Here is a 13,098-nt window from a genome sequence, read left to right on the forward strand (position 1 = left end):
CTAGTACGATTATAGCACGACTGCCCCTAAAAGACTAGCTCAGATAGAAAGCAAAAAAAGGCTGGGATAAAAGTCCTAGCCTCTCAATTGTCTTTGGATAGTCGAGCAAGACGCAGTGGTTGAGTGGGCTCTACTACGCTGATTTCATCAGCTTTTACAGCCCTACTCAACTGTGCGGAGGTGGGACGACGAAATCGAACTCTAACGAATTACCGATTTCTGTCCCACTCTCTCTTTCTTTATTTCTTTTCAGATCCAATCTACAGCTGAGGAAACTGAGTCCCCACAGAGAAGACAGGGGCCTTAGCTACTCAAACCTCCAACAAACTTATAAGCAGTTACCAAAGCATTTGTCATGGTATCACGGGTTGCTTTGAAGGCCTCAATAAAGGCTGCACGGTGCTCTTCTGGGAAAAGCGTTGTATCATCTCCAAATTGAGTCAGTGTTTCATTCACAGAAGCCAACTCTTCATCCATCTTTTTGATACCAGGTTCCAAGGTCTTGAAGTAAGATTCTTGTTCAGATTTTGGCAACTTTTCTCCCAATTCATTGGCATGCTTCTTATAATTTTCAGCTAGTTTTGCATAAAGTCCCTTGATATCCCCGATTGTTTTCGCATTTTCAATTTCCTGATCTGTTACCAAAACAACTTCTGGAGCTGTTGCTTGAGCGCCAGAGCCTGAAGTAGACTGACTAGAAGAGCTGCTTGTATCATCTGTCAATTCAAATTTCTTTGATGAAGATGATTTCTTCTTAGATGAGGAAGTTTTCTTAGAGGAAGAAGATTTCTTTTCCACCTTGCTAGAAGATTTCTCTGAAGAAGCCTCTGGTTTTGCAGTTTGATTTCCCGAACATGCGACCAAGGTCAAGACTGAAAGCAAAGTGATTCCACTTGCGACTAATTTTTTCATGGTTCTCTCCTATAAATAATTTTGCTTTTGTAAATTATATCTAAAATTATTTCGAATGTCAAAACACTATAATATCTATATTTCCCTCTCTTACCTTAGGATGAATTCAGGTCTAAATGGTCATTAGATTTTTCTTAAATTGTCGGACTTTTATCATTTGGGACAAAAGACTTGTAAACTTAGATGTTTTAAATTATAATCATTCTAAATAAGGATTTAGGAGATAAGTATGACTGAAACAAAACATGGGGTTGATGCCTCTTTTAACGACCGCTTAAATATCTTACGGGCTGGGGTGCTCGGTGCCAATGATGGCATTATCTCAATCGCTGGAGTTGTCATTGGGGTTGCCAGTGCGACCAGTAACCTCTGGATCATCTTCCTATCTGGCCTTTCTGCAATTCTAGCTGGTGCCTTCTCTATGGCAGGTGGTGAATACGTGTCTGTATCGACTCAAAAGGATACAGAAGAAGCCGCTGTGAGTCGAGAACAAGCCCTTTTGGACCGCGATCCAAAAGCTGCACGCGACTCCCTCTACGCAGCCTATATTCAAAATGGGGAATGCGAAACAGCTGCTCAAATCATGACCGAGCGGGCCTTTCTCAAACACCCTCTCAAGGCCTTGGTGGAAGAAAAGTATGGCCTAGAGTTTGAAGAGTTTACCAATCCATGGCATGCGGCCGTTTCTAGCTTCCTTGCCTTTGTCCTCGGATCTCTTCCTCCCATGCTGTCCATTCTTCTCTTTCCAAAAGAAATCCGAATTCCCGCAACGGTGATCATCGTAGCCCTTTCCCTTCTCTTTACTGGCTACACCAGCGCCAAGCTAGGAAAAGCCCCAACCAAGCAAGCCATGATCCGTAACTTGGTCATCGGCCTACTTACTATGGGTGTTACCTACCTCTTTGGACAATTGTTTAGTATTTAAAAAAGCTGAGACTTCTGTCTCAGCTATTGAAGATAAAATCTTCAAAAAAACTTTCCTTAGGTGAGTACGGAGGTTAGCGAACTTCGAAGAAGTTCCATGACTTAGTTTTGGACCCAAGGTTCCAAAACTCCCGAGTGCCTGAAACAAATGCGTTTCAGGCACTTTCTCACAGCGGAAAGTTTTTAGATCTTCCTAAATGAAAAAAACAGAAGTCATTATGTGGAAGAATCATCTAGAAATTTTTTATTCTGAAATCTAAGCTGGAACCTCAGTTTCAGCTTTTATTATGCTTCCAACAAGGCTTGGGCTTGTTTTTCCAATCCTGCAATTGCTTCGTCTGTCAAGACCAATTCACCTGTTGCCCAGGCTTCTGGGTTAACGGTTGTTCCAGTGAAGTCTCCCACTACTTGAGTTCGAACGAATGGCAAGAGCGCTTGGTATGCCGCAAACATTGGCTCGTGTCCTGCATTAGCGACTGAAGAAACTGTTACGATCTTGTCTTGGAGGGCAGATGGACCACGAGTTTCTGATAGGTCAAGGGCACGGCTGAGCCAGTCGATCAAGTTTTTCACCACACCTGGAATGGCAAAGTTATAGACTGGTGAGAAGATCCAGATGGCGTCCGCAGCAAGGACTGCATCACGCGCCGCTTGCACTGCTGGCAAGGTTGGAGTTTCCAAATCTTGGTTCATCATAGGGATGTCCTTGTAGTCCAAGTACGTCACTGTTGCTTTTCCTTCAAGAAGGCTTTCTGCTTTCTCAGCCATTTGTTGGTTGAATGATCCTTGACGAAGAGATCCGACGATAAATAAAATGTTTTTCATAGATGTTTCTTCTTTCTGTTGTAATATCATTTGTTACAAGTACTATTCTACACGACCCAGATGTAAAGTCAAGAATTACATCTTGAATATTACTAGTTATTACTATTTTTTTATTTTTTCTCTCAAAAAGACAGATTTATCAAGTTTTCTAACCCTTTCTGACACGGGTGACAATCCCATCCGGGTCTGTAAACTCGAGCTCACTTGAGGTCAACCAGTTGACAGCTGCCTCCTGCTCTTTTGCTCGCTCTGCGATGGCAACCAGGTCTTCTTTCTTTTCTACTTGAACGACGTAATAGGCAAGACCAGGAAGGTGGGCTTCCCGTTTGGCCAAGTGCTTGCCAGCCCACTCATTGACTGCTAGGTGATGGTGGTAGTCTCCAGAGGCAATCCAGCTGGCAGATGGAACCGTAAACTTATCAGCTAATTCCAGCACTTTTTGATAAAAGGTGGACGCTGCTCGGCTATCTCTAACAGAGAGGTGGACATGTCCCATGCGGGTATCGGACGCTATCTGGAAGGGTTCCACCTTGCGCCCCATTTCATAGATCTCTTGAGCAGAGAGTTCTTCTGTCACCCCGATGATGCGACCATCCTCACGGATATCCCACTCCGCCACTGGCTTATCCCGATAGAGCTCGATGCCATTGCCCTCTGGATCTTCGAGATAGAGGGCTTCACTGTAGCCATGATTCGCAGCCCCGACAAAGGGAACGTTCAGCTCAGCCATATGCTTGAAGACATCCGCCAAGTCCTCCCGACTAGGTAGGAGAATGGCCATGTGATAGAGACCATAACTGGCCTTAAGAGCCTCAGTCCGATCCGTTTGGATGAGACGCACCAAGGGCTTGCCTCCAGCCCCAAGAAGGACTTCCTCCTCCGTCTGAGATTGGATCTCCAAACCTAGAATCTGCGTGTAAAAAGCGGTTTGGCGAGCCAGATCCTTCACATTCAGCACTACTTCTGCCAAATAAATCTTACTATTGTAGGCGTAGGTCATAGGTTTCTCCTTTTCGGTTCTATTTTGGTTGTAATATTTTGTATTACATCATTATACACTCTTTCATAAAAGAAGCAAGAAAAACAACTCGACAAAAAACCCTCCTTAGAAAACTAAGGAGGGTGAGTTATGATAATCCTTAACTAAACAGTTTACAGTCACATCAAGACACAAAATCCTATTCAGTCACCATTTACTTAAACAAAGTAATAGTTCACCTTCAACTCTCTGAACTGCTCATATCCAAGATACTGATCCTTCTGCAATCTTCCTAAAACAATACTAGGATGAATATCTATCTCCTCAGAAAAGCGAAGGATATCTGACTTATCAAAGTTTCCTTTTTCAACAAAAACTTGATAGTCTTCTGGGCTAATCAAGAGATCTTTTGCAAACTGGTCTGCCCGTTCCTCAGAACGACGGTAGGATTCACTATTTCCATCATCAGATGAAAAATCATTCTCCAGAATATGTCCTATCTCATGAAAGAGTGAGAACCAGAAAATATCGGATACTTTATTTCGATCAGTGAGTAAAAGCAAGGCACTACCATTACTGAATTTTTTAGTCGCTCCATTCAGATTAGCATTTGGCAACGCAGGTAGACCGACTAAAACAACACCACAGTCTAACAAGATATCAGACAAGCACTGAGGAAAGACTTCTGGGTCTTGTCTGGTCAACTTTCTCAAAGCAGGTAAGCTTCTCTCAAGCTTTCTGCGATTGAGCTTAGTACTCGTTACATCACGCGCTTTTTTAGACGCCAACTCCAGCATGATATTGGAGTTAACTATACTTTTGGTCGTGAATTCACGCGTATTCCGATAGCTGACTAGATGGTTAAAAGATGTAAGGTTTTCTAAACTTGCCACACCGAGAATCTTGCGAAGCTCGACAATCTTCTCCTTCAAGCTATAGCGTTTATCTGGAACGTAGCCTTCTGCCTTAAAATATTTGAAATCAATCATCTCACAGATTTCTTTCTCGCTACCTTCTTCTAGCTCTTTTTGTTCTACAATCTCTGCAACTTTTACATCATAAGCATTTTGAAGATTAAGCCAAGTTTGCATGGAAATTCCGCTTAGCTTGGCTAACTTATGAGCTGTCTCTTTACTAATGGACTCCTCAGCATTGACTAGCTTGCTGACAGTCTTTGCTGAAACTCCCAAACGCTCCGAAAATTCTTTCTGCGTTACATTATAATCTTCAATCAACTCTTCAACATACTGACCTGGATGAAAAGCAATCAGGTCTTTGTATTCAACAATTTTATTACTCATAGTGATTGCTGACCTCCTCTATTTTTAGGATTTCGATTTCAACAGGACTAGGAAATACCTTTTCTAGATCCTCTTCAAGAAAACCGACAATCAAACGATAGGAACTTTTTCGACCATCTATATCTAAAGCGAACTGCCCCTGTCTCTTTCCCTTGAGTGGGTGAAAGTGATATTTAGGAAAAGCTGTCACACTGGCCAAAGAATCCGCTGCTTCCAAAAAGGTAATCAACTGATGCAACTTTACCGCAATCTTATCCGAAAAATCCTTTTTCGCCTGTCTCAGCTCTGTGCACTGCTTTTTAACAGTTTTGTTTGTATAGATAAGCTTCATAAGTTCCTTTCTGTTATAATTAAATTACCTTTTAGGTAATTTAATTATAACATGAATGAACAATAAAAGCCAGCCAAAGCTTGACTTGGCTGGGATTATAGTTATTAATTTAGAATAAGAAATGTTACTTATTTTCTTTTTAAAATGTAAATTCCATCACCTAATCTATAACTAGTTAATTCTACATCTGTTGCTCTCGCTGTTTCTATATCATCAAACGAGAGATTTGTTATGATATGATGAGCGTGAGGAAAACCTGTAACTCCAAATATCTTAAACCCAAAAACTCCTAGAACAGGGTTTAGATAACTTGCATTACTACCAACATACATTAATCCAATCAAAAGAAATAACAATGAATTCATGAAAATACTAGTTGTATTATTCATATCAAAAGACAGTAACGGAGTAAAATACGTAACAATGTAGTTCATCAATGAGTCACTTTCCGGTGATATTTCCATTTCCCTCGGTATTTTGAGACTTTCCTTACCGTCAAACTTAAATAATTTCCATAATTTAATAATTGAAATAAAAATTAGAACAACAAAAACTATACGAATCAATTTATGGTCAAAATCAAAAGCTATTAATCTCTCAAATGAGAATTTGGAATAATTAATATTACTAAAAAGAAGCCATAAATATAGTGGTAGATACGAGGTGATAAACAATGTCCACTTAGAAAAAAGATCTCGCTGCATTACATACGTCCTTCTTCAACCGTTTCAACTTCGGAAATATAAGCTGTTACAAGAGCATCTGATATAGCATTAATCAATTGTACACAATTTTTCTCATCAGTAATACTTAGCTTTCCATTACTGAACGTAACCCCTTCAATTTCTTTATAAAATTTATGATTAGGATCATCTTTTATAGTTTGTATTTTGTCAATATGTTTAACTGTTTCTGTAAAACGATTCGTATCAGAAACAATTTTAATTAACCTCGTAGCAAGTCTTTTACCATTGATCACTTTTGTTTTCAAAAAATTAATTGAAGCTTGTTCAAATATAGTTTTTATATTTGCATCAGTATTTAGAATTTCTGTTGCTTGCTCAGCAAATTTTTTATTCATACCAAATATAGAATCAAATTTTGATTCTGCTTGATTGATTAAAATTTTTTCATCATTTACAATCATTAAATCAATCTTTTTATTTAAACCAAATAGATTATTTCGTTCTCTTAATTTAATTTTACTATCCGTAAAATTACCAAATAACATCTTTTTTTTCAATTGAAATGCATTCACAAAAGAACCGATAAATTTTAGATTAATAACACCACTCTTCTTTATTTCAATCAAATAGTTATGCAAATCTTTTTCCGTCTCACAACTTGTACTCAGTAGATGTTGTTGTTCATCATTAAATTGTGAAATTACAGATTGAACATTCTCATATTCTGAAACCTCTACTTGCTCATGTACATTCTTATATGTTATGACTGGATCATATGGTTTTATTTCTCGATTACTAAAAGTAGATTTATTCATACTTTCAATAATGGCTTTAAGTATATTTTCTTTAGTTTTCTTATCAGCATCTTGTTTATATAAAAAAATCTCATTTTTCTTAATTTTAATTAGAAAAATCTTAACATATTCATCAAAATCTGGTTGTTGACTAAAAGAAATCAACCGGTTTTTTTCGTCATTAATGTTTATTTGAATCAATTTATGCCTCTTTCCTCTACTCCACCTTGACCTGCCCATTCATCAGCATTGGTAAGAGCCAATCGCGAAGTTGGGTGAGTTCTTGGTTTTGGTTTTCTAGAATCTGTTGTTTTAACATTATGGGTTGTAGTTTAGCATCTAATTTTGAAATAATTTCAATCGGCGGAACTACAATTTTAGCCTGCTTTAAATGGTCCTGAGTAATATGTCCCATAGTTGTTTTTCTCAACTCAGCAATTGCTTTAAATACCTTCAAATAGCTTTTCAATTCAAAGTAGATGAAGGATTCTGGATAAGTGTCCGAAGTAACTTTAAAAATATGTTGATTTAAAGCTCCCTTTTCTTTCCCCCAGATTATAACCTCTAATGTTGCAGACCAAGAAAATAATATGTCTCCTCTCTCTACAACTGCTTCTGAGGGAATATCCAATCTTGCTTTTTCTGTATCCTTCGAGAAGCCATTCATCATTTCTCTAATTTTAATGACAGGAAGGTAATCATCCTCTGTTGTATCTGGTCTATATTTTTGCATAGCTAATCCATTATAGAAATTCGCTATATTCCATAAAGAATCCACTCCCCACCCTTCTGGGATTTCGCGTTTGAGTTCTGGGTGATAGACCATCTTTCCGCCTGATGATTTGTAGGGTTTGCCATTCTGGTCTGGGAAATCAAACTGCACAAACCAGTAGTCATAGAGGGTCTTAGCCATGGCTTCCAACTCTTGGTTGATTTGGTTGTTGATTTGGATTTTTTGGTCAATTATTGAGATAGAATTTGCAATTATCTTTTGTTTTTCAATATCGATTTCAATATCAACAATCATGTCTTTTAACATACTTTGAGTAATAAGTGGTTGACTAGAACCAATTTGTTTACTATTTAGATTTAAAGACTTTAATACATAATACAAGTAAGTTAAATCTTGACCTTCTTTCGGGACACCTGCGATTGCATTATCTGAAACCCAACATAAATTTTCTTCAACATGTATACTTCCGCAATATGCACCCACTCTTCCGACAACTATAGTATGACTAAAATTAGATTTATCGGTATATCCTAATATTCCGTTACCTCCGTATATAGGTATAATTCCATCACTTTTTTTTATCGATTTTCCATTTTTAAAATCAATTACATCACCTAATCTAATCTTTACCATACTTCAACCCCTTCATTTGATCTTCTATCTCCTGCTCCAGTGCATGCGATTGCTGGAAGAGGTCTGAGAGTTTGTCTTGAAAGGCGGTCATCTTAGCTTCAAACTCTTCTGCTGTGATATTCACATAGTCGATCTTGATGTCAAAGTATTGTCCTGCGCTGAGAGAGTAGTTTTTCTCCTTGATATCCTCATAAGAGACAGAGACAGAAAAGTCCTCGACGGCTTCTTTCTTGATAAAGGTCTCGACGATCTTTTGCTCTTCTTCAGGAGACAGCACAGTTTTTTGGTTCTTGCCTTCCTTGACCTTGGTTCCGAGGTTTGAGGCATCAATGAGGACGACATCACCCTTGTTTTTCTTATCGATAAAGAGGATGGAGACATTGGTTCCTGTCGTCGCAAAGATATTGGACGGCATAGAGACAACACCTGCCAGCATTTGATTATCCACCAAGTGTTGACGGATGGTCTTGTCAATCCCTGACTGGGCAGTGATAAAGCCTGTCGGCAAGACAACAGCTGCTTTACCATCTGGTTTCAAGGAGTAGATGATATGCTGAACAAAGAGCTCATAGATAGCCATCTTGTCCTTAGACTTGGCTGGAACCTTTGGCACTCCTGCAAAGAATCGCTCGCTAGCTTCTGGCAAGATCTCCACTTGGTCACGCCACTCTGAAAAGTCCAGCTTGAAAGGAGGGTTCGACACGATATAGTCCATCTTTTCAGGATGACGATTCCGCAGAATGGTATTTCCTTCAACGATATTATGGATGGAGTGTTGCAATCCATTCAAAATCAGATTAAGACGGAGGAGATTAGAGGACTTTTGCGAGATATCCTGGCTATAGACTGTAGTTTTTTCCACACCAATACGACTAGCTAGATTCATAAGCAAGGTACCCGAACCTGCTGACGGGTCATAGATACGCACGTTTGACGGTTGGTCATTTCCCACCAAGATATCCGCGATAATCTTAGCTACTGAGTGAGGTGTATAGTACTCAGCATAGGTCCCCCCACCATCTTTGTTGTAGTCCTTGATCATATACTCAAAGAGGGTAGAGAAAAAGTCAAAACCTTGTGAAAAAATAGCTTCATCAAACTTGACGCGTGCAAGAAGATTGATGATGGATTTGGCAACTTCGTTGCGCTTACTACTATCTGAGATGTTATCGGTAATCAGACGCTCCGTAAAGAGACGAACAGTTGTGTCTCCTTCTGTATGCACAGAGAAGATATCGTTATTGTCAATGGCGATTTGGTTGAGGGTATTTTCAAAAGTTTCGTAAAAAGTCGGCTCATTTTGCTGACGATGGAGGGTTTCAATCAACTGGTCTGGCTTGAGCCAAGCTGTGCTGGTACCGATATCCTCCAAGAGCCAGTCATAGTCTTCCTCACTCATAGCCAGCAAGTTTTCATAGGTGTTGGACTCATCTAGGATCTTGGCTTGATACAAAAACTTGTCATTTAAAAATTTGTAGAGGAAGGACTGGGTGAGGAGTTTGTACTCACCCGCTTCTCCTCCTAGTCCCGCGTGGGTAAAGACAGCTTTCAAATCATCTACCAAGCCTTGGACTTGGACTTTGTATGTTTCATTCATTAGTGTTGGTATTCCTCTTCATATCCTTCAAATAGTGACTCGACGATATAATTAAAATCCGCTCTTGTCAAACTACTTGCAGATTGGTTGGTTTTCATTTCAATCCGAGCTTCTTCTCGAATCATTTTCTTGAGAAAGTCCTCGTTATCGAGTACTCCTTGATTTTGACCGATTTTACGGTCTAGTCTAACTTTAGAACCCTTGATGACATGGTAAATAGCAGGAAACTCGCTGACCGTGGTTGAGTTGGTCACGTGCTTGTAGGAACGAGCTGCCATCTCATCTCCATTAAAGTTCATGGTTAGACGTCTCATACGAGTATGATAGTCCTCCACAGACTTAAAGAGTTCTTCGTAGTCTTTTTGGGTTTCCTTGATATTCTCCATGGTGAAGCCTTCTTGGCCATGGATCAGGTGTTTTTTCATGATACGCTGAAATTCTTCGTAGAGAGAGACCCACTCAGGATCTTTCTCATCACGTTGGTTCTTAATACCACTTGCAACTCGACGTTTCAAATCTTCCAAGTCATTGGCTGCTAGACGAAGTTCTTCTTCTGCAATCTTGACAAAGCTAAAGCTAGTTTCAGACATGGCAAGATTTAAGAGCGTCCGACTAGAGAAGTCGTCTGGTTTATCGATCAGAGACAGTGTCAGCATCCTTCTAGATAGGACATTGAGCAGGGTTGCAATCTGAGCGATGTCAATCTGCTGGAGCAGGTGTTGGTAGCCAAGGAGACGGGCGATATTGTAGTACTGCTTGATAGACTCCAAGGCCTTACGAAGATCGATTAACTGCTTCTTATCCTTGATATCATTGATGGCTTGGGAGAAGTATTCTAGATTGTCCGTTGGATAGTCGATGAGGATATGCTCGGTCTTGTTCAACTCTTGAGAAATCTCATCTGCTGACACAAAGAGCGAGCCAAAAACATCCTCGCCATTTTCCCCAGTCAGAGCTGTATCATACTCTTGGTTGAGTTCTTCCAGATAGGCACGATTGGTCTTGTCAAACTCCTTGGAAATATCCGCAAAGTCGATGACATAGCCAAAGAGATAGTCCTTGTAGGGACGATTAACACGAGTTAAAGTCTGCAAAAGGTTGTGGGCCTTGATCTTGCGCCCTAGGTAGAGGCGCTTGAGACGAGGTGCATCAAAACCTGTCAGGAGCATGGAGTAAACGATGATAAGGTCAATCTTACCTTCCTTATAGGCGTCTACCTTGTCCTTCTTCTCTTCTTTGTCTCCCTCGTCATGGAGGATGAGAGCTGAGGTCAACTTGGTCGAGCCAGCTTGACGACGTTCTTCTAATTGCTTTTCAAGCTCACGCGCCTGCTTGGACGAGTCACAGACAATCATGCCACCGATGGTCTGGTCATCAAAGACCAAATCACGCGCACGATTGAAGTCCTCGATGATAAAGTCTAGCATAGGCTCCACATAGCGGGGATGGGCAAAGATATCTTCCTTGGACAGGTCGCCACGTTGGATTTCTTCGTTGATGGTTCTGAGATTGTCCTTATAGGAGGTCTCGATATCTTCTCGCATCAGGCGTAAGGTAAAGCCGTCATCGATAGACTGGTTGTAATAGTATTTATGGATATAGTCTCCAAAGATATCACGCGTGGTCGCATGACTTTCCTTGGTCTTGCCATCTTTCTTATAGGTGATGAGGGGCGTTCCTGTCAAGGCAATCTTAATGGCCTTGGTATCTGCCTGATAGAGATTTGGCAGGTAGGAACCACGTTCATTGTATGAACGGTGGGCTTCATCGATAAAGTAGACATTTTGACGATTGAGATCATAGCCTGAGCGGTCTGTCAGATCTGAATCATCCTTAAACTTCTGTATATTGACCACAGCCACATCATAGCCGTCTTGTTTTTGATTGAGCTCTTGAGGGGTGTTGATGCGTTTAACCTTGAGACCTCGTTTGGTGAATTCCTTAAAGGCCTGGTCTGCCAAGTCCAAACGATCAACAACAAAGTAAAACTGAGGAACAATTCCCTCTTTTGAGAAATAGTTGGTTAGATAGCGAATATTGAAGAAGGCCAAGGCAGTCTTACCTGAACCTTGGGTATGCCAGATGACGCCCTTCTTGACTCCTTTTGCGATCGTTTCTTCGATAGCACGTGTCGCAAAATACTGAGGATAGCGCATGACGTGCTTTTGTAGTTGCATCTGCCCATCCTTGCTTTGTTCTTCGACATAGACCAGACCAAAGCGAAGCATAAAGAGCAAGCGTTCCTTCTGGTACAAGGAAGATAGAAAGGCATTACAAGGTGTATCAGGATTTAGGTTTGTTGTAAACTCTGGCTGGGACTTGAGGGCAAAGCGCTTCATGTCTTCTAGGACAAAGTTGATTTGGTCCTCGGTTAGAGGGGAAAGGGAACGAAGGAAATCTTCTACTCTTTCTTCCTTGAAAGCATTAAATTTAGTTTTTGAATAGGCGTTTGAACCGTAATAAGAACCCTGTTTTTGCTGACCTTGTCCACTGATATACGCTAAGTTATCAGATAAGGATATCAACTGGGTGATATTGTTAAAACGACGGAACTTACGGTTTTCAAAACGGTATCTGGTTCTGTCCTGCTCTGACTGAATTCCAGTCTTGCCATCACGAATTGCATTGGGCTGTTTCACTTCGATATAAGAAAGAGGCAGACCATTGACAAAAATAACGATATCCGGACGAAATTCATCCTGACCATTTTGACATGTAACTTCAAGCGCCAGATGGAAGGTATTGGCTTCAGGATGCTCCCAGTCAATATAAATGGCATCTTCCTGACCTTGCAGACGTTTAAAGAAAGAACGCCCCAAGTCGTTTTGATCCAGTTCCAACTTGATATTGGCTAGTTCTCTTTCAAAGTCATCTTCTGTCAAGTAGTTGTTAAATTTTAAAAATTGCTCCTTAAAAACAGATACAAGGATGTTGGTATCTGGATCTCTTTCTGCAATTTCCTTCCCATTGCGAGGAAGATAGGTATAGCCCATACGCATGAGATGCAGAGCTGCTGGTATTTGTACCCTGGTTAGTTCAGAAAACTCTTTTTGTCTTTTCATATCATCATCCTATTTAAGCTGTGCTACTCCGATCTTTCAATCTCAAGTTCTGGAGTTGCTACTGCCTTCATCCGTCTATCCTTTTCCTGTACATAATCTCCTATTATTATATCATGTTTAAGAAAGAAATTAACGCTTTCAAAGCATTTTGTTGGTTTTTCACGCAAAAAAGAGAGTGGGACAGAAATCGGTCATTCGTTAGAATTCGATTTCGTCGTCCCACCTCCGCACAGTTGAGTAGGGCTGTAAAAGCTGATGAAATCAGCGTAGTAGAGCCCACTCAACCACTGCGTCTTTCTCGACTATCCAAAGACAATTGAG

The 13,098-nt window shown here is 40.3% G+C and carries 11 protein-coding genes; 1 reads left to right on the forward strand and 10 read right to left on the reverse strand.

Annotated features, from left to right (window positions below):
• Positions 1-303: 303 nt before the first annotated feature.
• On the reverse strand, positions 304-912 hold the full coding sequence (locus N596_RS03855; protein WP_023027029.1) for a hypothetical protein: 609 nt from the start codon (positions 910-912) through the stop codon (positions 304-306).
• A 229-nt stretch (positions 913-1,141) separates the two neighbouring features.
• Between N596_RS03855 and N596_RS03860 the strand changes: the two genes are divergently transcribed.
• Positions 1,142-1,837, forward strand: a complete 696-nt coding sequence (locus N596_RS03860) for a VIT1/CCC1 transporter family protein (RefSeq protein WP_023027030.1) — start codon at positions 1,142-1,144, stop codon at positions 1,835-1,837.
• A gap of 284 nt (positions 1,838-2,121) precedes the next feature.
• On the opposite strand, the gene N596_RS03865 is transcribed toward N596_RS03860, so the two are convergent.
• The 9 genes from N596_RS03865 to N596_RS03905 form a co-directional block, all read right to left on the reverse strand.
• Positions 2,122-2,661, reverse strand: a complete 540-nt coding sequence (locus N596_RS03865) for an NADPH-dependent FMN reductase (RefSeq protein WP_023023759.1) — start codon at positions 2,659-2,661, stop codon at positions 2,122-2,124.
• Positions 2,662-2,809: 148 nt separating this feature from the next.
• Complete coding sequence (locus N596_RS03870; RefSeq protein WP_023027031.1) at positions 2,810-3,661, reverse strand: VOC family protein; 852 nt, start codon at positions 3,659-3,661, stop codon at positions 2,810-2,812.
• Between the two features lie 197 nt (positions 3,662-3,858).
• Entirely contained in the window at positions 3,859-4,941 is a 1,083-nt protein-coding gene (locus N596_RS03875; RefSeq protein WP_023027032.1) for a HigA family addiction module antitoxin, read from the reverse strand.
• Complete coding sequence (locus N596_RS03880; protein WP_023027033.1) at positions 4,934-5,272, reverse strand: type II toxin-antitoxin system RelE/ParE family toxin; 339 nt, start codon at positions 5,270-5,272, stop codon at positions 4,934-4,936. Before N596_RS03880 ends, N596_RS03875 begins: the two co-directional genes overlap by 8 nt.
• 128 nt (positions 5,273-5,400) lie before the next feature.
• On the reverse strand, positions 5,401-5,976 hold the full coding sequence (locus N596_RS03885; RefSeq protein WP_023027034.1) for a KwaA family protein: 576 nt from the start codon (positions 5,974-5,976) through the stop codon (positions 5,401-5,403).
• Positions 5,976-6,953, reverse strand: a complete 978-nt coding sequence (locus N596_RS03890) for a hypothetical protein (RefSeq protein ID WP_023027035.1) — start codon at positions 6,951-6,953, stop codon at positions 5,976-5,978. The genes N596_RS03885 and N596_RS03890 overlap by 1 nt, the downstream gene beginning before the upstream one ends.
• Before the next feature lie 16 nt (positions 6,954-6,969).
• Complete coding sequence (locus N596_RS03895) at positions 6,970-8,118, reverse strand: restriction endonuclease subunit S (protein ID WP_023027036.1); 1,149 nt, start codon at positions 8,116-8,118, stop codon at positions 6,970-6,972.
• Positions 8,105-9,715, reverse strand: a complete 1,611-nt coding sequence (locus tag N596_RS03900) for an HsdM family class I SAM-dependent methyltransferase (protein WP_023027037.1) — start codon at positions 9,713-9,715, stop codon at positions 8,105-8,107. The genes N596_RS03895 and N596_RS03900 overlap by 14 nt, the downstream gene beginning before the upstream one ends.
• On the reverse strand, positions 9,715-12,777 hold the full coding sequence (locus tag N596_RS03905) for a type I restriction endonuclease (protein WP_023027038.1): 3,063 nt from the start codon (positions 12,775-12,777) through the stop codon (positions 9,715-9,717). The genes N596_RS03900 and N596_RS03905 overlap by 1 nt, the downstream gene beginning before the upstream one ends.
• Positions 12,778-13,098 lie beyond the last annotated feature (321 nt).

The organism is Streptococcus ilei (assembly GCF_000479335.1).
GTDB classification, from domain to species: domain Bacteria; phylum Bacillota; class Bacilli; order Lactobacillales; family Streptococcaceae; genus Streptococcus; species Streptococcus ilei.